Below are 19,707 nucleotides of genomic sequence, written 5' to 3'. Positions count from 1 at the left end.
CGAGGCCGTTCGAATTGCGCTTGCTGGCACTACGCCGATGCTTGCCGCTGAACAATGTCGAGACTATGGTGCGCGGCTTCGCTTTCGGGTAGAAGGCGCGCAACTGACCGATCTGATGAAACGCCGATGCATGTCGCCCAGAAGCGGAAACCGGTTTTGGGACGACGAGATGCATAAACCGACAAAGTTCCAAGGAGTTTGGACGACATGCTGAGAGGCTCGCTGACTGCGCTCGTGACACCGTTCGAAAAGAGCGGGCGCTTCGACGAGAAAGCCTTTCGCTCATTCGTCGAATGGCAGATCGCCGAGGGCACCAAGGGCCTCGTTCCCGTCGGCACCACCGGCGAGTCGCCGACGCTGTCGCATGAGGAGCACCGCCATGTCGTCAAAGTCGCCATCGAGGTGGCCAAGGGCAGGGTGCCGGTCGTGGCCGGCGCGGGCTCCAATAACACCGAGGAAGCGGTCGGCCTGGTGAAGTATGCCGAACAGGCCGGCGCCGATGCCGCCCTTGTGGTCACGCCTTACTACAACAAGCCGACGCAGCGCGGCCTCTATGAGCATTTCGCGGCCGTCGCCAAGGCGACCAAGCTGCCGATCATCATCTACAACATCCCGCCGCGCTCGGTGATCGACATGACGCCGGAGACGATGGGCAGGCTGCGCCACGATTTCAAGAACATTGCCGGCGTCAAGGACGCGACCGGCAAGGTCGAGCGCGTCTCCGAGCAGCGCATGACCTGCGGCAAGGATTTCATCCAGCTTTCCGGTGAGGATGCCTCCGCGCTCGGCTTCAACGCCCATGGCGGTGTCGGCTGCATCTCGGTGACGTCCAACGTCGCGCCGCGGCTCTGCGCCGAATTCCAGGAAGCGACGCTCTCCGGCGACAGCGCCAAGGCGCTCGAGCTGCAGGATCGGCTCCTGCCGCTGCACAAGGCGATCTTCATTGAGCCTGGCGTATCCGGCGCCAAATACGCGCTGTCGAAGCTGGGCAAGGTCGAGAACGTGGTGCGTTCGCCGCTGGTGACCGTCGAGACTTCGACCGCCGAGAGGCTCGACGCGGCGCTTAAGCACGCCGGCTTGATAAATTAGGGATGAGGCGCCACCTCTCCGCATTATGAATCAAGTCAAGAAAGCCGATCCCAACAACAAGACCGTTGCGGAAAACCGCAAGGCGCGCTTTTCCTATGAGGTGCTCGACACGATCGAAACCGGCTTGGTGCTGACCGGCACTGAGGTCAAGTCGCTGCGCCAGGGCCAGGCCAACATCCAGGAGAGCTACGCCTCGACCGAGGGCGGCGAGATCTGGCTGATCAATTCCTATCTGCCGGAATATCTGCAGGCCAACCGCTTCAACCACGAGCCGCGCCGCCGCCGCAAATTGCTGGTCTCCAAGCGCGAGATGGCCAAGCTCTCGCAAAGCGTCGAGCGCGAGGGCATGACGCTGGTGCCGCTGAAAATCTATTTCAACGACCGCGGCCGCGCCAAGCTGCTGCTCGCCGTTGCGCGAGGCAAGAAGCTGCACGACAAGCGCGAGACCGAGAAGCAGCGCGACTGGTCGCGCGAGAAGGGCCGGCTGCTGAAGGAGCGCGGCTGAGCCTCTGGGGCTAGCAGCGTCGGCCGCCTGGAAAAAGCCACCGGCCGGTTCTCCGGTCCGGCACCTTCCGACAGGGGATGGTCTTGGGCAAGCGGATTGTTTTCTGGGGCCTTGCCGTCGCGGTTGTCGCCAGTGCCGTCGCGGCGGGCGCCTTCTTCTGGTTCCGCGGCTTTTCGCCGGACCGCGGCAAGTTTCCGATCCGCGGCATCGATGTCTCGCATCATCAGGGAAAGATCGACTGGCCCCGTGTCGCGGCCGACGATGTCGCCTTCGCCATCATCAAGGCGACCGAAGGCGGCACCCATGTCGACACCCTGTTCGCGACCAATCTGCGCGAGGCGCGGGCGGCCGGCCTGGCGGTCGGCGCCTATCACTTCTTCACCTTCTGCCGGCCAGGCGCCGATCAGGCGAGGAACTTCATCTCGGAGGTGCCGCGCGGCGAGCCGCTTTTGCCGCCGGTGGTCGACATCGAGTTCGGCGGCAATTGCCCGCAGCGCCCGTCGCCGCAGCAACTGAACGCCGAGCTTGCCGCTTTCCTCGGCCCGGTCGAGACGGCATTCGGCAAGCAGGCGGTTTTCTATCTGGCCGACGAGGCGGCAGACGCCTATTCCGGCAGCATCCTTAACCGCCGGCGCTGGTTGCGTTCGCTGGCGATGAGGCCGCGCGAGAACGACTGGACCTATTGGCAGTATCACAATATGGGCCGCGTCGACGGCATCGAAGGCGATGTCGATCTCAACGTCCTGAAGGGCAGCCGCGAGACGCTGGCGAAGTTGTTTGCGCCGACGCCTTGAATTGCCGGCCCTTGAATCGCTTGCCGTATCGCTGAAGGCTCACGATCCTCCCGGCGCCGGTGCATTAAGACGTCTACAGGCAATCCGCCCTCCGATCGCTGACAAGCCCATCCCGGCGGCCATGATGGCAATGGCTGCGAACTGGATCGTCATCGGCGTTTCGCCGAGTACCGCCATGCCGACAGCCACGGTGGCGATGGGTATGCCGGGCAGGAACAGCGATGCCGTCTGCGGCCCCAGTTGCCGGACGATGTAGGTATAGAGGAACATGGCTGCTGCGCCGGCCAGAATCCCCTGGATCACGATCTGACTGATGATCTCCGTGGCGGCCGCGGCATGGATATGGCTTGGTGCGACGAAATAGAGAACCGGCAACGGCAAGCACGACAGAAGTACCACCGCGGCCGTCGCCGTGACCGGATCGGCACGCCAGCGCCTGACAAGAACGGCATAGGCCGAAAACATCAGGCCCGATCCGATGAAAAGCATATCGCCGAAGAGAACGCCGCCGGTGCCGTCGCGCGCCGGCGCGATGAACAGCGACAGGCCGGCGACAATCGCGAGGACCCCGATGGTCCGTTGCCGCGAAGCGCCGTCATTGAAAACGATGCGTGACAGCAGGAACGAAAAGAAGACGATCGACGCTGGACAAAGCGCTGCCGCATGGACGGCAGGGGCATAGGCCAGGCCCCAATTGATGATCAGCGGATAAGGCAATCCGGCCAGCGCCGCCAAGGCCAAGGCCCGTCGCCAGCCAAGCGCCCTCATGCCTGCGAGGCCGCCGCGCCAGACGATCGGCAGAAAGACCGCCCCCGCGCCGCCAAAACGCAAGGCGGCCAGATCCGTCGCCGTCAGGTGCTCCCTGAGGCTGAAGCGGGCGGCGACGAATTGGATTGCGTAGATGCCGATCATGGTCAGGCCCGCGATGATCGCCAGCCTGGAGTTTCCTGAGTCTCGCGCGTCCGCCATGTTCCGCCGCCGTCGTGACATCGCCAGCGAAGAGCATCTCCGCAGAAAGCGATGGAAGCGCAGGCTATTGCCGAAAAGCCCGTGGCAAAATACGCTCTTTTCTCGAAATTCGAGTGAAACTCGCAGATTAGGGGCAGATTTGGCGTGAATCCTGAAGCAAGCGATCTCGACGCGGTCGACCGTAATCTTCTTCGGCTCCTGCAGGAGGACGGGCGTCGCACCACGCTTGATCTGGCGGCGCGTGTCGGCCTGTCGCCGACCGGCACCAGCCAGCGGGTGAAGCGGCTGTTCCGCGAAGGCTACATCACCGCGGTCAGGGCCGTGCTCGACCCCGCCAAGATCGGACGCGGCACGCTCGTCTTCATCGAGGTACGCCTCGACCACACGGCGCCGCATATTTTCGAACGCTTCGCCGAGGCGGTGACCAAGGCGCCCGAGGTTCTAGAGTGCCACATGGTCGTCGGTGGCTTCGACTATCTGGTGAAGGCGCGAATTTCGGAAATGGCCGCCTATCAGGATTTTCTGACGCGGGTCATCCTCGCGCTGCCTGGCGTGAAGGAGACGCACACCTATGCCTCGATCGGCGATGTGAAGCCGCATGCGCTGCTGCCGGTATGAGTCGGGAGTTGGACCGCTGAAGCGCCTGAATCTAGCTCTTCAAGAACGCCGCAATTTCCTTGAACACGCTGACGAACATCTCCTGCGTCAGCACGCCCGTATTGGTGTTATAGCGTGAGCAGTGGTAGCTGGAAAACAGCGCGATGCCGCCGGCTTGCTGCCTCCCGCCATGGCGGAACGGAAAGGCCGCGACGCGCTCACCCAGCGCCCGCACCGTCGATTGATGCGCGATCGAACCCAGCGTCAGGATAGCGCGCAGGTTGGGAAAGCGCGCGACGGTCGGCTTGAGAAAAGTCCTGCAAGTGGCGATCTCGGCGCCCACCGGCTTGTTCTCCGGCGGCACGCAGCGCACCGCATTGGTGATGGCCGTGCCGACGAGTTGCAAGCCGTCATCGGGCCTGGCCTTGAATTCGCCGCGCGCAAAACCGTGCGCGATCAGCGTGCCGTAGAGCAGTTCGCCGGCATAGTCGCCGGTGAAGGGGCGCCCCGTGCGGTTGGCACCGCGCAGGCCGGGCGCCAGCCCGACGATCAAGAGGCGGACTGAATCTTCACCCTCCGGCGGCAGGAAGGTCGGCACTGGCGCGTTGAACCAGCTCGGCTCGCGCTCGCGCCAGGCGGCGATGAAATCATGCAGCCGCGGGCAAAGCGGGCAGTCACGGCTGGGCTCGGGGGAGGGCGCGGCGATCAAGGCCGCCGCCCGTCAATAATCTTCCTCGTCGACTTCGGCGGGTTCTGGGCGGCGCGCCGGCCGCTCGGACGGATCGCGGCCGACTTCGCTCTTCAGCGTCATCAGGTCGATGAAATGATCGGCCTGGCGGCGCAGATCGTCGGAGATCATCGGCGGCTGCGAGGCCATGGTCGAGATGATCGACACCTTGCGCCCGCGCCGCTGCAGCGCTTCGACCAGCGTGCGGAAGTCGCCGTCGCCGGAGAAGATGACATAATGGTCGACGACATCGGCGAGCTCCAACGCATCGACGGTCAACTCGATGTCCATGTTGCCCTTGATCTTGCGGCGGCCGGTCGAATCGGTGAATTCCTTGGCGGGCTTCGTCACCACCTTGAAGCCGTTATAGTCGAGCCAGTCGATCAGCGGCCGGATCGACGAATATTCCTGATCCTCGACCAGCGCGGTGTAATAATAGGCGCGCAGCAGGTAGCCGCGCTTCTGGAAGCTCGACAGGAGCTTGCGGTAGTCGATGTCGAAGCCCAGCGCGCGGGACGTGGCATAGAGATTGGCGCCATCGATGAAAAGAGCGATCTTTTCACGGGGATCGAACATTGAAAAACATTCCTTTCGAAAATTTTTGTCGTCTAAAAGCGTTTGACGAATAGGTCCGGCAAATGGACCTTTGTACCGTCACCTCCGAGATAACGCGCAATTTATGGATATCCAAGGGCATGGCCCTGTGTTGCAAGCAATTGTGATCGCCACTATGTGGGTAGCTTCACGGCGTGGCGCGATGATGAGCCGGGCAACGGCCCGCCAAGCTGACGCTGGCGCCATAAAGCTTGTATTTCGGCCGCGCCCGCGTTATGGAGCGCGCCAGCTTTCCATCAAATCCATCGCATGAAAGGGGCAGTCCATGGCCCGCGTAACCGTTGAAGATTGCATCGACAAGGTCGACAACCGTTTTGAACTCGTGCTGCTCGCCGGCCATCGCGCCCGCCAGATCAGCCAGGGCGCGCAGATCACCGTTCCGCGCGACAATGACAAGAACCCGGTCATCGCGCTGCGCGAGATCGCCGACGAGACGTTGTCTCCCGACGACCTCAAGGAAGACCTGATCCACTCGCTGCAGAAGCATGTCGAGGTCGACGAGCCGGAAGCCGAGGGCGAGGCGATCGCCGACCAGACCGGTGCGACCGCCGTTGCCGCCGACGCCGACGACGCCGAGGAGAACGTCACTTTCGACCGCATGAGCGAGGAAGACCTGCTCGCCGGCATCGAAGGTCTGGTGCCGCCGGAAAAGAGCGACGACTACTAAGTGCTTTTGTCCGGGTTGGATCAACCATCCGGGACTTCCGTATCCTAGGTTTCGTGGCTATCTATGAGATGCGTCGCACGTCGGTGCGGCGCATCAATCATTTCAGCACCGCGAGATCCCGCCCATGATGCGTCAGTATGAGCTTGTCGAGCGCGTCCAGCGCTACAAGCCTGACGTCAACGAGGCGCTGCTCAACAAGGCCTACGTCTATGCCATGCAGAAGCATGGCCACCAGAAGCGCGCCTCGGGCGATCCCTATTTCTCGCATCCCCTCGAAGTCGCGGCCATCCTCACCGATATGCATATGGACGAGGCGACCATCGCCGTTGCCCTGCTGCATGACACGATCGAGGATACGACCGCGACCCGCGCCGAGATCGACGAGCTCTTCGGCCCCGAGATGGGCAAGCTGGTCGAGGGCCTCACCAAGCTGAAGAAGCTCGATCTGGTCTCGAAAAAGGCCGAGCAGGCGGAGAACCTGCGCAAGCTCCTGCTCGCGATCTCCGAGGACGTCCGCGTTCTGCTCGTCAAGCTCGCCGACCGCCTGCACAACATGCGCACCCTCGACCATATGCCGGAAGCCAAGCGCCTGCGCATCGCCGAGGAGACGATGGAGATCTATGCGCCGCTGGCCGGGCGCATGGGCATGCAGGGCATGCGCGAGGAGTTGGAGGAAATAGCCTTCCGCTACATAAATCCGGAGGCTTACCGCGCTGTTACTGCGAGGCTTGCCGAGATTTTCGAGCGCAACAGGGGCGTCCTGCAGGAGATCGAGACGGCGCTGTCTGGCCTGTTCGAAAAACACGACATCAAGGCGAGCGTGAAGAGCCGGCAGAAGAAACCGTGGTCGGTGTTCCGCAAGATGGAGGCCAAGGCGCTCTCCTTCGAGCAGCTCTCCGACATCTTCGGTTTCCGCGTCGTGGTCGATTCGGTCGACGACTGCTATCGCGCGCTTGGCGCTATCCACACCACCTGGTCGATGGTGCCTGGCCGGTTCAAGGATTACATCTCAACGCCCAAGCAGAACGACTACCGTTCCATCCACACCACCATCGTCGGCCCGTCGCGCCAGCGCGTCGAATTGCAGATCCGCACCAGGGAGATGAACAAGATAGCCGAATATGGCGTCGCCGCGCATTCGATCTACAAGGATACCGGCGGCAAGATGAACGGCGCGGGCCATGCGATCTCCAGGGAGACCAACGCCTATGCCTGGCTGCGGCGCACTATCGAGCAACTGGCCGAAGGCGACAATCCGGAGGATTTCCTCGAGAACACCAAGCTGGAGCTGTTCCAGGACCAGGTGTTCTGCTTCACGCCCAAGGGCATGCTGATCGCGCTGCCGCGCGGTGCCACCCCGATCGATTTCGCCTATGCCGTCCACACCGATGTCGGCGACACCTGCGTCGGCGCCAAGGTCAACGGCCGCATCATGCCGCTGATGACGGAATTGAAGAATGGCGACGAGGTCGAGATCATCCGCTCCAAGGCGCAGGTGCCCCCCGCCGCCTGGGAATCGGTCGTGGTCACCGGCAAGGCGCGCGCCGCCATCCGCCGCGCCACCAAGAACGCGATCCGCAAGCAATATTCCGGCCTCGGCGCCCGCATCCTGGAACGAGCCTTCGAGCGCGCCGGCAAGACATTCACCAAGGAGAGCCTGAAGCCGGTGCTGCACCGGCTGGCGCGCAAGGATATCGAGGACGTGCTGGCCTCGGTCGGCCGCGGCGAGCTAAGCTCCACCGACGTCATGAAAGCGGTCTTCCCTGACTACAAGGATGAGCGTGTCACCGTCGCGGCGCCCAAGCAGCGCGAGGAGGGCTGGTCGAAGATCCGCAACGCCGCCGGCATGCTGTTCCAGATGCCGGGCACCCGCGCCGCGAAGAAGGACAAGGACCAGCAGCGCGACGGCGCGGTGCCGATCCGCGGCGTGCGCGGCGACCTGCCGGTGCGTTTCGCGCCCGAGGGTGCCGTGCCCGGCGATCGCATCGTCGGCATCATCCAGCCCGGCACCGGCATCACCATCTATCCGATCCAGTCGCCGGCTTTGCAGGCCTTCGACGACCAGCCCGAGCGTTGGATCGACGTGCGCTGGGACATCGACGAGCGCACCAAGGAACGTTTTCCGGCGCGCATCTCGGTCACCGCCATCAATGCGCCGGGTTCGTTGGCCGACATCGCCCAGGTCGTCGCATCCAACGACGCCAACATCCACACGCTGTCGATGATACGCACCGCACCCGATTTCACCGAGATGCTGATCGATCTCGAGGTCTGGGACCTGAAGCATCTCAATCGGCTGCTGTCGCAGCTCAAGGACAATTCGAGCGTCAGCGATGCGCGGCGTGTGAATGGATGAATAGTGAATAGTGAATAGTGAATAGTGAATAGTGAATAGTGAATAGTGAATAGTGAATAGTGAATAGTGAATAGAAGGTGCTCTCACTACCATTCACCATTCACCATTCGCCAAGGGGGACCGAACAATGAACACCGACGAAGTGCTGGGCATTTTCCGCGAGGCCGGCGCCGTCCTCGAAGGTCATTTCATCTTGACGTCCGGCCTGCGCAGCCCGGTCTTCCTGCAGAAGGCGCGGGTCTTCATGCATGCCGACAAGACCGAGCGTCTCTGCAAGGCGCTCGCCGAGAAGATCCGCAAGGCGGTGCCGGGCGGGATCGACTACGTCGTCGGCCCGGCCATCGGCGGCCTGATCCCGGCCTATGAGACCTCGCGCCATCTCGGCGTCCCGGCGATCTGGGTCGAGCGGGAAGGGGGCGAATTCAGGTTGCGCCGCTTCGAGATCGCCGAAGGCGCGCGAGTGGTCATCGTCGAGGACATCGTCACCACCGGCCTGTCGATCCGCGAGACCATCGACTGCCTGCGCGAGCTTGGCGCCGAGGTCGTGGCGGCCGCCTGCATCATCGATCGCTCGGCCGGCAAGACCGATGTCGGCGTGCCGCTGATCGCGCTTGCCGAATATGAAGTGCCGGCCTATCCCGCCGACCGCCTGCCGCCGGAACTTGCCGCGATTCCAGCCGTTAAGCCGGGAAGCCGCAACATCTGACATCGCGATGTATGAAAACAGATACTTCAGCGCGTCGTTTGAACCTCTTTGCCGAAGACGTGCGCCGAGGCGACAATGATCGCCGGGATCGACCATTTCGTGCTGACGGTCCGCTCGCTGGAAGCGACCTGCGACTTCTACCGGCGGGTGCTTGGCATGCGGCGGCTCGACGAAGCGAACCGGCCGACCGCGCTTCTGTTCGGCTCGCAGAAGATCAACCTGCACGAAGTCGGTCGCACCTTCGAGCCGAAGGCGAAGGCGCCGACGCCGGGTTCCGGCGATTTCTGCCTCGTGTCGGCCGTGCCGCTTGCTGAGGTCCAGGCCAGCCTCGAGGCCAATGGCGTGGCGATCGAAGTCGGTCCGGTCGAACGCACCGGCGCGCGCGGCAAGATGATGTCGGTCTATTTCCGCGACCCGGACGGCAATCTGGTCGAGGTCAGCGAGTATCGGCTCGGCTGAGATCGAGCCGCATGGCGCAGCGCTGGTCCGAAGGCATGCCGTGCCTGGCCTCGTCGTCGAGCAGGCTTGCCAGCCGTTCGTCGATCTCGACGTCTTCCAGGATGCGAAATCCGGCCTTGCGATAGAAGGGCGCGTTCCAGGCGACGGCGCGAAACGTGGTCAGCGTCACCGCCGCCAGTCCGCGCCGCCCGGCATCCGCGACCGCCCGTTCGAGCAGCGCGCGGCCGATGCCTTGGCCCTGCCGGTCGAGGCGCACGTCCAACTCCCAGATATGCAGCGCATCGCCCGCGATCCCGGCGCTCAGGAAGCCGACCGGTCGGTCCTTCTCGTCTGCGGCAACCCAGCATGCGCCGGCGGCGATCAGCGCGCGGTGCCGCTCGACGCTGATATTGTCGCCGTCAGCGAGCCACGCCAGTTCCGCAATGGCGCGGAACGCCTGTCCGGCGGACTGTTCGATCCGCGGCAGCGCCCCGGCGTCCTCGGCCCGCGCCGGTCGAATGGTGATCATCGGCTCCGCATCCCGGTTGTTTTCCTCAGTTTCGCCAGAATGACGCTGTTGTTACAGCCTGCGGCAGACCATCGCGGCGGCGTTCGTTGTTGCGCGGCCCGGTCGTCGCTATATCAAAGCTTGTTGCCTTTCTGCGCCATCGAAGCGCAAGATATGTTGGCGCGACCCGGTGGGCAGGGGCAGCGCGTATTGGACCGGGAACTGGAACAGAGTGCTTTTTCGACGCCGAGAGCCTGATGGCTTCCTGGAACAGGTGCGTACTTATCTTTGGCCGCGCCGCTCGTTCTCGCGTTCCGTGCAGTATTTCTCCAAACGCATCCTGCGGCTGAAGGCGACGCCGCATTCCGTCGCCGCCGGCGTCGCCGCGGGCGTTTTCGCCTCCTTCTTCCCGCTTGGCTTCCACTTCATCGTCGCCGCCGTGCTGTGCTGGATTATCGCCGGCAATCTGGTCGCGGCAGCACTCGGCGCGGTGTTCTTCGGCAATCCGCTGACCTTCCCGCTTTTGTGGGGCGCGTCCTGGGAGACCGGCAAGCTGCTGCTGCATGAGCATCTGCCGAAGCACGGCCCGCCCGAGCATCTGGGCGAAATGATGCATAAGCTTTCCTTCGCCAAGCTCTGGCACCCCATTCTGGAGCCGATGCTGATCGGCGCGGTGCCGCTCGGCCTGGTCTTCGGGCTCGTGTTCTACGCCATCACGCGCTGGGGCATGACGGTGTTTCGCGAGCAGCGCCGGAAGCGCATGGCCGAGCGTGCCGAGAAGAAATCGCGGCAGGGCGGACGGGAAGTGCCGGCGGAATGATCATCGGCATCGGCAGCGACCTGATCGACATCAGACGTATCGAGAAATCGCTGGAGCGGCACGGCCAGCGCTTCGTCCAGCGCATCTATACCGAGGTCGAGCAGGCCAAGTCGGAAAATCGTGCCGCCCGCGCGGCTTCCTATGCCAAGCGCTTCGCCGCCAAGGAGGCCTGCGCCAAGGCGTTGGGTACCGGCATGGCCGAGGGCGTGTTCTGGCGCGACATGGGCGTGGTCAACCTGCCGAGCGGCGCGCCGACCATGGCTCTGACCGGCGGCGCCGCGGCCAGGCTGGAGAAAATCCTGCCGAAAGGCCACCGCGCCCTCATTCATCTCACCATCACCGACGATTTCCCGCTTGCTCAAGCCTTTGTGATCATCGAGGCGGTGCCCGCCGAACAAGCGCCACATTGATTCCATCTGACCACGAGCGGCATGACGTTGCCCAGCGCCCGCCGAGACTCTATACCAACATCGCACAATCGAGGACGACATGAGCGTGGCTGAAAAATCGCAGAAGAAATCCGGCGGGCTTGGTGAGACCTTTTCCGTCATCATCCAGGCTCTGCTGCTCGCGCTCGTCATCCGCACGCTGCTCTTCCAGCCTTTCTCCATTCCCTCCGGCTCGATGCGGCCGACGCTGCTGGAAGGCGATTATCTCTTCGTCACGAAATGGGCCTATGGCTATTCGCGTTACTCGTTGCCCTTCGGTCCCGATCTCTTCTCGGGCCGCATTTGGGGTTCCGAGCCCAAGCGCGGCGACGTGGTGGTGTTCAAGTTCCCGCCGGATCCGTCGGTCGACTATATCAAGCGCGTCGTCGGCCTGCCCGGCGACAAGATCCAGGTGAAGGACGGCCAGCTTTTCATCAATGACGTCGGCGTGCCGCGCGTGAAGACCGGCCAGATCGACAATCCCGACGTCACCGAGGAGAACCGGCCGATCGATGTCTACCGCGAAACGTTGCCGAACGGCGTCAGCTACGACACGCTCGACATCAATTCCGATTCGATCGGCGACAACACGCGCGAATTCGTCGTGCCGCCCGGGCACTATTTCATGATGGGCGACAATCGCGACAATTCCTCCGACAGCCGCTTCGCCGTCGGCTATGTGCCGGCCGAGAACCTTGTCGGCCGCGCCAACCTCATCTTCTTCTCGATCGCCGGCAAGGCGAGCCCGCTCGAGATCTGGAAGTGGCCGTCGTTGATGCGCGCCGGGCGCCTGTTCCATTTCGTCCACTAGAGCGATGGCGGCCAGCAAGCGTTTGACCGCCGATGCCCTTGCCGAAGCGCTTGTCGAGCGCACCGGCCATGTCTTCGCCGACCGCCAGCGCCTGCAGCGGGCGCTGACCCATGCCAGCGCCCGTTCGACCCATGCCGGCGTCGACTACGAGCGTTTCGAATTCCTGGGTGACCGCGTCCTCGGCCTCGTCGTGGCCGACATGCTGCTCGCCTCCTTTCCCGATGCCGCCGAAGGCGAGCTTTCGCTGCGCCTCAACGCGCTGGTCAATGCCGAGGCGCTGTCGGAAATCTCCGAACAGATCGGCCTGCCGGAACTGGTGCGCGCCGGTTCCGATGTCCGCAATCTCGAGGGACGCAAGCGCACCAATCTGCGCGCCGATGCGCTGGAATCGCTGATCGCCGTGCTCTATCTCGACGGGGGAATGGATGCGGCGCGCGCGTTCATCCACCGCTACTGGCAGCCGCGCTCGCAGGCGATGGGCGCTGCGCGGCGCGACGCCAAGACCGAATTGCAGGAATGGGCGCATCAGGCGGCCGCCGGCGCCGTGCCGGCCTACCATATCGACGGCCGTGACGGACCGGACCACGACCCGGTGTTCACGGTCAGCGTAAAAGTCGGCTCTTTCGCGCCCGCCGTCGGCAGCGGCCGCTCCAAGCGCGAGGCCGAGCAGGCCGCGGCGGCTACTCTTTTGCTGCGCGAAGGCGTATGGAGCGCGGCATGACAGAAACGGAAACCACTCAAGCCCCCGCGACGCGCTCCGGTTTCGTAGCGCTGATCGGCGCGCCCAACGCCGGCAAGTCGACGCTGGTCAACCAGCTGGTCGGCGCCAAGGTGTCGATCGTCACCCACAAGGTGCAGACCACCCGCGCCATCGTGCGCGGCATTGCCACGCATGACAACGCGCAGATCGTCTTCGTCGACACGCCGGGCATCTTCAAGCCGAAGCGGCGGCTGGACACGGCGATGGTGACCACCGCCTGGGGCGGCGCCAAGGATGCCGATATCGTAGTGCTGCTGATCGACGCCGAGCGCGGCATCAAGGGCGATGCCGATGCCATCCTCGACCGGCTGAAGGACGTCAGGCAGCCGATGCTTCTGGTTCTCAACAAGGTCGACCGCGTCAAGCCGGAGACGCTTCTCGCCTTGGCCGCGACCGCGAACGAACGCGTGCCCTTCAAGCGCACTTTCATGGTCTCCGCGCTGACCGGCTCCGGCTGCAAGGACCTGCTCGACTATCTCGCGGAGACGTTGCCCGCCGGTCCCTGGTACTATCCGGAGGACCAGATCTCCGACCTGCCGATGCGCCAGCTCGCGGCCGAGATCACGCGCGAAAAACTTTATCTGAGGCTGCATCAGGAGCTTCCCTATTCCTCGCATATTGAGACCGAGAAATGGGAAGAGAAGAAGGACGGCTCGGTCCGCATCGAGCAGGTCATCTATGTCGAGCGCGACAGCCAGAAGAAGATTGTGCTCGGCCACAAGGGCGAGACGATCCGCGCCATCGGACAAGCCGCGCGGATGGAGATCGCTGCCATTCTGGAGCAGAAGGTGCACCTCTTCCTGTTCGTGAAGGTGCGCGAGAATTGGGGCGACGACCCCGAGCGCTACCGCGAGATGGGGCTGGAGTTTCCCCATTGATAAATGCCCGACAAACGGGTCAGCGACATTGCATAATCCAAAGATAACCATCGATACCGAACTCGTCCGCCGGTTGGTCGATGCGCAGTTTCCGCAATGGCGGCATCTGCCGGTCAGCCCGGTCGCTTTCGGCGGCTGGGACAACCGCACCTTCCATCTTGGCGACGAAATGACGGTCAGGCTGCCGAGCGCGGCCTCCTATTCGCTGCAGGTCGAGAAGGAGCATCGCTGGCTGCCGAAACTCGCCCCTCATGTGCCGCTGCCCATTCCTATGCCTCTCGCCATGGGCGAGCCGGCCGAGGGCTATCCCTGGCGTTGGTCGGTCTATCGCTGGATCGACGGCGAGACGGCCAGGAGTGCGCGCATCGACGATCTCAACGCCTTCGCAGTCTCGCTCGCCGATTTCCTCGTCGCGCTGCGAGGCATCGACATGACGGATGGGCCTGCACCCGGCCAGCACAATTTCCATCGCGGTGGATCGCTGAACGTCTATGACGGCGAGGCGAGGCAAGCCATCGCCGCGCTCGAAGGTCGGATCGACACGCAAGCCGCAACCGCCGTGTGGGAGGCAGCGCTTGCCGCCACCTGGCATGGCTCGCCGGTCTGGTTTCACGGCGATGTCGCCTCGGGCAATCTTCTGGTCGAGGACGGCAGCTTGAGCGCCGTCATCGATTTCGGCACCTCCGGCGTCGGCGACCCGTCCTGCGATCTTGCTGTAACCTGGACATTCTTCGAAGGCGAAAGCCGCGAGGCGTTTCGCACCCGCATCGACGTCGACGACGCCACCTGGGCGCGCGGCCGCGGCTGGACGCTGTGGAAGGCGCTGATCACCGTCGCCGGCCACGACGCCAACCAGGCGGAGGCGGAAAGGCAGCGCAACGTGATCGACGAAGTGCTTGCCGATCACGCAAAGTTTGCGTGAGGCTATAGGCCGTTGGCAAAAATGTGGGGCATGGCTCGCTAGAGGCACTACACAGGGATTTTGACCGGTCGGCTCTGTTTGCGTTGGCAGGTGGCATGCGTTGGAGATTGGCCGAAACGCCCATCGCGATCGTCATTCCAGGGCGGAGCAGGAGCGAAGCTCCGTCGCGAAGACCCTGGAATCCATGCCGTTACCTTCGCCAAGGCGTGCAACGGAGCAATTCTGCACCGTGGCGGCGCTTCCAAGTCGCGGCATGGATTCTATGGTCTGCGCGCGTCGCTTCGCTCCTTGCTCCGCCATAGAATGACGAGGTTGGGGCGGCTTCAACCAATCCCCGGCGTTTGCGCTGATTTCACGGAAATGAACGGAAAATCTTGCACCAAGACAAACGGCAACCTTTCAAAATCCCTGTGTCGGAGAACTAGCCCCAATCGTCACCGCGTCAAATTGGACTGGGTAGCGCCGCGATGGCGGCCCGCAATTTCGCGTTGGGCCGTGGGCTATGATCAAGCAGTTCGAGGATTCGCCTGAAATCGCTCTCGGACACCCTGATCGTTTCGGCCACTGTGATAACGCCGCCCGGTATGGCGCTGTATCGATGGGTATCGTTGCTCGATGGTCCGGGCATGATCGTTCCTTTGATCAGATGCATTCCATACTAGCCGGAATTAGCTGTCTGTGCAGGGTTCTTCTGAGAAGCCACGTTCAGCATCCAACTTGATTTCGCCGCTCAACGGGTGAAAAGCTCGTCTCATGGAATGGCGCGACGAGGGAATCGTTCTCGGCACTCGCAAGCATGGCGAAACCAGCGCCATCCTCGAGGTGATGACGCGTGCCCATGGCCGCCATCTCGGTCTGGTGCGGGGCGGGCGCTCGCGCAAGCAGCAACCGGTGCTGCAGCCCGGCAACCGCGTCGACCTTCTGTGGCGGGCGCGGCTCGACGAGCATCTCGGCATCTTCCAGGCCGAAGCGATCGAGATGAACGCCGCGCGGCTGATGGACAGCGCCGTCGCCGTCTACGGCCTGCAGACCATGGCCGCGCATCTCAGGCTCCTGCCCGAGCGCGACGCCCATGGCGGCCTTTATGAGGCGCTTGCCGTGATGATCTCGCATCTCGATGATGCCGACGCGGCGGGAGAGCTGGTAGCGCGTTTCGAGCTGCTCATCCTCGATGAACTAGGCTTCGGCCTCGATCTCAGCCAATGCGCGGCGACCGGCACCAGGCAGGATCTCGCCTATGTCTCTCCGAAATCCGGGCGCGCCGTGTCGCGCGAGGCCGGCGCGCCCTGGCACGACAAGATGCTGGCGCTGCCGGCCTTCCTGCAGCGCGGCTCCGGCCTGCGCGCCGATGCGGCGGCCCTGGAGGACGCGTTCCGGCTGAGCGGCTTCTTCTTCACCCGTCACGTCTACGAGCCTCGTGGCCTCGAGCCGCCCGACGCCCGCGCCGGCTTCCTCGCCGCCCTGCGCCGGCATCATGCGGCGGTGAGGGCGATTGCGGGCGAGGCAGGATAGCGAGGCAGCCGCCTATTCGGCGCCGCGTCGCTCCAGGAAATCGTCGAGCATGGCGCGCTGGCCCTTGAGAATTTTGACGCCGGCTTCGGGCAGCGAAAACCAGCCGGCCTTGTCGACTTCAGGAAACGCTTTCATGGTCCCCGATTTTGGCGGCCACTCCATCGTGAACATATTGCTCCTGACGGCATCCGTATCGATATCCGCTTCGACGCTCCATGCGATGACGATCTTGCCGCCGGGCTGCTTGTAGCTGCCGAGCGGCCGGAAATCACCGTTGACTGCGACGCCGAGCTCTTCTTCGGCTTCCCGCTTGGCGGCCTCGAGATCATCCTCGTTGTCGCCGATCAGTCCTTTCGGGATGGTCCACGCGCCTTCATCCTTTCTGGCCCAGAACGGCCCGCCCGGGTGGACGAGCAGGAATTCGAACACACCGGCGGTGCGCCTGTGGATCAGCAGGCCAGCGCTTTTTTGCGGCATCCGTCACCTCGCGGCATTTTCTTCGCCCGCGCGAGAATAGCATGAGTATTCCGCGGCAGAGGCCACGTAATCTCGCCGGCAATGCCGGCGCCTCGGCGACCCGACATTGGATAAACCGGCAAGTTGCTGGCAATCGGCCACAAAACATGCTCGATCTTGTCAGTGCATGCCGCCTAAAGGTGCGCAGCGGTTTTGGGGGAACGACATGCACCAAAACAATGACTAAAGGCGCGTCGCCTGATTCCGTTTCGGCGCGAGGCGCCTTTAGCCGGCAAGACGCTGATTTGCACCAGCCGTCTCATTGCCGCATTCTTTGGCCACGACTGGCCTGGTTTTGAGGGAAACCGCCATGTTTTTCAGCCTGATCGCCATTGCCGCCGTCATAGCTCTTTTCGTCATCGTGTCACGACAGCAGAACCGCATTGCGCTGGTCGAGCGCGAATTGGCTGTGCTGCGCGGGCTGGTGCAGTCGGGCGCTTCGCTATCGGCGCCCAAGCCGGCGGACGCGGCGCAGGAAGGTCTTCCTGAGGAGGCCAAGGCAGCGCCTGCCGCGCCGTTGGCGGATGGCGCGACCGTGGCCGAGGAGATCGCCGCGACGCCCGAGAATGCCGAAAGCGAGGCCGTGGCCGGACCCTGGACGAAGGGCAGGACGGTCCCCGCGCAATCCGCCGGGACGGCCGAGCCGGCGCACGCTGCTTCCGTGGTCGAAACGCCCGCAGCCGGATCTCCCGCGGCCCCCAAGGCGGCGCGCCAAACCGATGTCGAAACAGCGCTGGGCACGCGCTGGGCAGTCTGGGTCGGCGGCATCGCGCTGGCGCTGGGCGGCCTGTTCCTGATCCGCTACACCATCGAGGCCGGCATTTTCGGCCCCGGCGTGCGCCTCGCCATGGCCGGCATCCTCGGCCTGGTGCTGATTGCCGGCGCCGAATTCATCCGCCGCACCGGCTTCAGGGTGCCGGTGCAGGGCGCCGCCGGCGCCTACATTCCCGCGATTCTGACCGGGGCGGGCGCCTTCATCCTGTTCGGCACGGTCTATGCGGCGCACGGCATCTATGGCTTCATCGGTCCGGCGACGGCCTTCGCGCTGCTTGGCGTCATCGGCGTCGCGACCATTGGCGCTTCGCTCCTGCATGGCCTGGCGTTGGCCGGCATCGGCCTCGTCGGCGCCATGGTCACGCCGGCGCTGGTCGCCTCGGAAGCACCCAATCCCTGGGCCTTGTTCGTCTATCTCGCGATCGTGCTTGCCGCCACGGCGGCAATCGCCCGCATTCGCGACTGGAAGGCGCTGGTGGCTGCGGCCTTTGCCGGCACCGGCATCTGGACCATTCTCTATATGGTCGACGCGCCGGAGGTGAACCTCGCCGCCGTCCTGTTCATCAGCCTGGCGACGCTGGCCGTGCTGGCTTTCGTCTGGCTCGGCCTTTTCTTGGTTACTGGCCGCGACGATACGGTGCGCGGCTTCGACTGGCCTTCGATCGTGCCCGGCTTCTTCATCGCCCTGAGCGCGCTGGCCCTGTCCGTCGATCCGGCCTTTGCTAGCGCCGGCGATGCCTTGCACGGGGCGATCCTGTTGGCCGCGCTGGTCGCTGCGGCGCTCTATCGGCCGCCCGCGCTTCCGCTGGTCTTTGCCGCCGGCATCGCGACCGTGCTAATCTATCTCGGCATCATTCCGCCCGCCACGATCGGGGCGGATGCGCTCGATGTCGGGCTCGACGCTCAGCCTTTGGCGTCGTCCGACGCGCTGACGTTCCGCATCGGCGTCGCGCTCGGTATGATCTTCCTCGCCGCCGGTTTCTGGGCGGCACGCCGCTTCGCCGCTGCCGCTCCCTTGCGCGCAGCCTGCTGGGCGGCCTGGGGCGTCATTGCGCCGCTGGTGGTGCTTCTGGCGCTGTGGCTGACCTTCGGCGATATCGACCGCGACCTCGGCTATGCGCTGCCGGCCCTGTTGCTGGCGCTCGCCTTCGCCGCCGGCAGCGAATGGATCGCACGCGCCGAGGAGCCGCCGCTGGCCGGCGGCCCGGCCGTGTCATTCGCGCTCGGCGGCGCCGGCGTCGCCGGCCTGCTGATGCTGCACATGGCCTTCGGCTCCGGCTGGACGACCCTGCTGCTCGGCGCCGCCGCTGTCGTCCCGGCGCTGGCAACGCGCTGGCGCACCTACCCCGTGCTGGGCTGGATCGCGGTGGGCGCGGCGATCGCCGTGCTCGGCCGCGTCGCCTTCGATCCGACCATCGTCGGCGCGGCGTCTCTCGCCAGGACGCCGATCTTGAACTGGCTGCTGCCGGGCTATGGCGTGCCTGCTTTGGCCTTCGGTTTCGCCGCCTGGCAACTCGCCCGCACCACCAATGGCCGGCCGCGCCTTGCCATGGAGGCGGCGTCGGCGCTGTTCGCGCTGCTCGCCATTGCCATGCTCGTGCGCCATGCCATGCATGGCGGCGTCATCGACACCGGCACGGTCACTCTTGCCGAACAGGCGATCTACACGCTAATCGCGCTCGGCGCCGGCGCCATACTGGTCGCCATCGACATGCGTTCGCCGAGCTCGGTCCTGCGCTATGGCTCGATGGCCGCCGGCGTGGTTTCGGCTGGCCTGATCGCCGTCCAGCATTTCGTGGTGCTGAACCCGCTGCTGACGGACGAGTCGACCGGCACGGTTCCCGTCTTCAACCTTTTGTTTCTCGCCTATCTGCTGCCGGCGGTCGCCGCCGGCGCGCTGGCGCTCTATGTCCGCGACAAGCGCCCGCGATGGTATGCGGCGATGCTGGCGCTGATCGCCGCGCTGCTTGCCTTCGCCTATGCCACGCTCTCGGTGCGCCGCCTGTTCAAGGGCGAGTTCATCGCCCTGTGGAGCGGGCTGGGCCAGCTCGAGACCTACACTTATTCGGCGCTCTGGCTGGTCATCGGCGTTGCGCTGCTCACCGCCGGCGTCTGGCTGAAATCGCAGGTGCTGCGCATCGCGTCGGCGGCGCTGATCGCGGTCGCGGTGCTGAAAGTCTTTCTCTTCGACATGTCGGAGCTCGAAGGCGTGCTGCGTGCGCTGTCCTTCATCGGTCTCGGTGCCGTGCTGATCGGCATAGGGCTGTTCTATCAACGGCTGCTGACAAGGGCGGCGAGGGAAGCGTAGTGCGTCG

General features: G+C 64.3%; 23 protein-coding genes. 17 read left to right on the top strand and 6 right to left on the bottom strand.

The window, feature by feature from the left end; all coding sequences use genetic code 11:
- Nucleotides 1–207 precede the first annotated feature (207 nt).
- The 3 genes from dapA to FJ425_RS20255 all read left to right on the top strand — a co-directional run bounded on the left by dapA (nucleotide 208) and on the right by FJ425_RS20255 (nucleotide 2,388).
- Nucleotides 208–1,089 carry a 4-hydroxy-tetrahydrodipicolinate synthase gene (gene dapA, locus FJ425_RS20265; protein ID WP_140725642.1) on the top strand — a complete coding sequence of 294 codons (882 nt, stop codon included), beginning with the start codon at nucleotides 208–210 and terminating at the stop codon, nucleotides 1,087–1,089.
- Nucleotides 1,090–1,114: 25 nt separating this feature from the next.
- Nucleotides 1,115–1,594, top strand: a complete 480-nt coding sequence (gene smpB / locus FJ425_RS20260; protein WP_140545806.1) for an SsrA-binding protein SmpB — start codon at nucleotides 1,115–1,117, stop codon at nucleotides 1,592–1,594.
- A 77-nt stretch (nucleotides 1,595–1,671) separates the two neighbouring features.
- Nucleotides 1,672–2,388, top strand: coding sequence for a GH25 family lysozyme (locus FJ425_RS20255; RefSeq protein WP_181165065.1), 717 nt, complete (start codon nucleotides 1,672–1,674; stop codon nucleotides 2,386–2,388).
- Nucleotides 2,389–2,427: 39 nt separating this feature from the next.
- Here the strand turns inward: FJ425_RS20255 and FJ425_RS20250 are convergent, their stop codons facing one another.
- Nucleotides 2,428–3,300: a DMT family transporter gene (locus tag FJ425_RS20250; RefSeq protein WP_246677966.1), complete on the bottom strand. Its 873-nt coding sequence runs from the start codon at nucleotides 3,298–3,300 to the stop codon at nucleotides 2,428–2,430.
- Here FJ425_RS20250 and FJ425_RS31600 point away from each other — a divergent pair.
- A complete protein-coding gene (locus FJ425_RS31600; RefSeq protein WP_181175989.1) occupies nucleotides 3,290–3,505 on the top strand; it encodes a hypothetical protein in 216 nt (71 codons plus the stop codon). The two genes, FJ425_RS20250 and FJ425_RS31600, sit on opposite strands and share 11 nt — an antisense overlap.
- On the top strand, nucleotides 3,502–3,975 hold the full coding sequence (locus tag FJ425_RS20245) for an Lrp/AsnC ligand binding domain-containing protein (protein ID WP_140636451.1): 474 nt from the start codon (nucleotides 3,502–3,504) through the stop codon (nucleotides 3,973–3,975). The genes FJ425_RS31600 and FJ425_RS20245 overlap by 4 nt, the downstream gene beginning before the upstream one ends.
- A gap of 31 nt (nucleotides 3,976–4,006) precedes the next feature.
- Here the strand turns inward: FJ425_RS20245 and FJ425_RS20240 are convergent, their stop codons facing one another.
- On the bottom strand, nucleotides 4,007–4,660 hold the full coding sequence (locus FJ425_RS20240) for a uracil-DNA glycosylase (protein ID WP_140725791.1): 654 nt from the start codon (nucleotides 4,658–4,660) through the stop codon (nucleotides 4,007–4,009).
- A 15-nt stretch (nucleotides 4,661–4,675) separates the two neighbouring features.
- Nucleotides 4,676–5,257, bottom strand: a complete 582-nt coding sequence (locus FJ425_RS20235) for an NYN domain-containing protein (RefSeq protein WP_095766928.1) — start codon at nucleotides 5,255–5,257, stop codon at nucleotides 4,676–4,678.
- Between the two features lie 304 nt (nucleotides 5,258–5,561).
- Between FJ425_RS20235 and rpoZ the strand changes: the two genes are divergently transcribed.
- From rpoZ to FJ425_RS20215, 4 genes are all read left to right on the top strand, one after another.
- Complete coding sequence (gene rpoZ / locus FJ425_RS20230; protein WP_095766929.1) at nucleotides 5,562–5,963, top strand: DNA-directed RNA polymerase subunit omega; 402 nt, start codon at nucleotides 5,562–5,564, stop codon at nucleotides 5,961–5,963.
- Nucleotides 5,964–6,087: 124 nt separating this feature from the next.
- The gene (locus FJ425_RS20225; protein WP_095766930.1) at nucleotides 6,088–8,319 is read left to right on the top strand and encodes a bifunctional (p)ppGpp synthetase/guanosine-3',5'-bis(diphosphate) 3'-pyrophosphohydrolase; all 2,232 of its coding nucleotides are present in this window, start codon (nucleotides 6,088–6,090) and stop codon (nucleotides 8,317–8,319) included.
- Between the two features lie 127 nt (nucleotides 8,320–8,446).
- Nucleotides 8,447–9,025 carry an orotate phosphoribosyltransferase gene (pyrE, locus tag FJ425_RS20220; RefSeq protein ID WP_140545800.1) on the top strand — a complete coding sequence of 193 codons (579 nt, stop codon included), beginning with the start codon at nucleotides 8,447–8,449 and terminating at the stop codon, nucleotides 9,023–9,025.
- A gap of 75 nt (nucleotides 9,026–9,100) precedes the next feature.
- The gene (locus FJ425_RS20215) at nucleotides 9,101–9,484 is read left to right on the top strand and encodes a VOC family protein (protein ID WP_140725639.1); all 384 of its coding nucleotides are present in this window, start codon (nucleotides 9,101–9,103) and stop codon (nucleotides 9,482–9,484) included.
- On the opposite strand, the gene FJ425_RS20210 is transcribed toward FJ425_RS20215, so the two are convergent.
- Nucleotides 9,462–9,992 (bottom strand): GNAT family N-acetyltransferase, encoded by a 531-nt coding sequence (locus tag FJ425_RS20210; protein ID WP_140725636.1) that lies wholly within the window; start codon nucleotides 9,990–9,992, stop codon nucleotides 9,462–9,464. The genes FJ425_RS20215 and FJ425_RS20210 overlap by 23 nt on opposite strands.
- Nucleotides 9,993–10,203: 211 nt before the next feature.
- Here FJ425_RS20210 and FJ425_RS20205 point away from each other — a divergent pair, with 211 nt between their 5' ends.
- From FJ425_RS20205 to FJ425_RS20180, 6 genes are all read left to right on the top strand, one after another.
- Nucleotides 10,204–10,791, top strand: coding sequence for a DUF2062 domain-containing protein (locus FJ425_RS20205; protein ID WP_140725633.1), 588 nt, complete (start codon nucleotides 10,204–10,206; stop codon nucleotides 10,789–10,791).
- Nucleotides 10,788–11,201, top strand: coding sequence for a holo-ACP synthase (gene acpS, locus FJ425_RS20200; RefSeq protein WP_140725631.1), 414 nt, complete (start codon nucleotides 10,788–10,790; stop codon nucleotides 11,199–11,201). Before FJ425_RS20205 ends, acpS begins: the two co-directional genes overlap by 4 nt.
- 79 nt (nucleotides 11,202–11,280) lie before the next feature.
- Nucleotides 11,281–12,030 carry a signal peptidase I gene (gene lepB, locus FJ425_RS20195; RefSeq protein ID WP_095766934.1) on the top strand — a complete coding sequence of 250 codons (750 nt, stop codon included), beginning with the start codon at nucleotides 11,281–11,283 and terminating at the stop codon, nucleotides 12,028–12,030.
- A 4-nt stretch (nucleotides 12,031–12,034) separates the two neighbouring features.
- Nucleotides 12,035–12,751 (top strand): ribonuclease III, encoded by a 717-nt coding sequence (rnc, locus tag FJ425_RS20190; protein ID WP_095766935.1) that lies wholly within the window; start codon nucleotides 12,035–12,037, stop codon nucleotides 12,749–12,751.
- On the top strand, nucleotides 12,736–13,668 hold the full coding sequence (gene era / locus FJ425_RS20185; RefSeq protein ID WP_181175985.1) for a GTPase Era: 933 nt from the start codon (nucleotides 12,736–12,738) through the stop codon (nucleotides 13,666–13,668). Before rnc ends, era begins: the two co-directional genes overlap by 16 nt.
- Before the next feature lie 28 nt (nucleotides 13,669–13,696).
- Entirely contained in the window at nucleotides 13,697–14,590 is an 894-nt protein-coding gene (locus FJ425_RS20180; RefSeq protein WP_181175983.1) for an aminoglycoside phosphotransferase family protein, read from the top strand.
- A 442-nt stretch (nucleotides 14,591–15,032) separates the two neighbouring features.
- On the opposite strand, the gene FJ425_RS20175 is transcribed toward FJ425_RS20180, so the two are convergent.
- Complete coding sequence (locus FJ425_RS20175) at nucleotides 15,033–15,218, bottom strand: DUF1778 domain-containing protein (protein WP_140545328.1); 186 nt, start codon at nucleotides 15,216–15,218, stop codon at nucleotides 15,033–15,035.
- Nucleotides 15,219–15,343: 125 nt separating this feature from the next.
- Between FJ425_RS20175 and recO the strand changes: the two genes are divergently transcribed.
- The gene (gene recO / locus FJ425_RS20170; protein WP_140545278.1) at nucleotides 15,344–16,102 is read left to right on the top strand and encodes a DNA repair protein RecO; all 759 of its coding nucleotides are present in this window, start codon (nucleotides 15,344–15,346) and stop codon (nucleotides 16,100–16,102) included.
- Between the two features lie 12 nt (nucleotides 16,103–16,114).
- On the opposite strand, the gene FJ425_RS20165 is transcribed toward recO, so the two are convergent.
- Nucleotides 16,115–16,579, bottom strand: coding sequence for an NUDIX domain-containing protein (locus FJ425_RS20165; protein WP_140725625.1), 465 nt, complete (start codon nucleotides 16,577–16,579; stop codon nucleotides 16,115–16,117).
- Between the two features lie 349 nt (nucleotides 16,580–16,928).
- Here FJ425_RS20165 and FJ425_RS20160 point away from each other — a divergent pair, with 349 nt between their 5' ends.
- Complete coding sequence (locus tag FJ425_RS20160; protein ID WP_140725622.1) at nucleotides 16,929–19,700, top strand: DUF2339 domain-containing protein; 2,772 nt, start codon at nucleotides 16,929–16,931, stop codon at nucleotides 19,698–19,700.
- The last annotated feature ends 7 nt before the right edge of the window (nucleotides 19,701–19,707 follow it).

Source organism: Mesorhizobium sp. B2-7-2 (assembly GCF_006440775.1).
Lineage (GTDB): Bacteria > Pseudomonadota > Alphaproteobacteria > Rhizobiales > Rhizobiaceae > Mesorhizobium.
The sequence above is the reverse complement of the archived record's forward strand: the minus strand, read 5'-3'. Positions and strand labels throughout refer to the sequence as shown.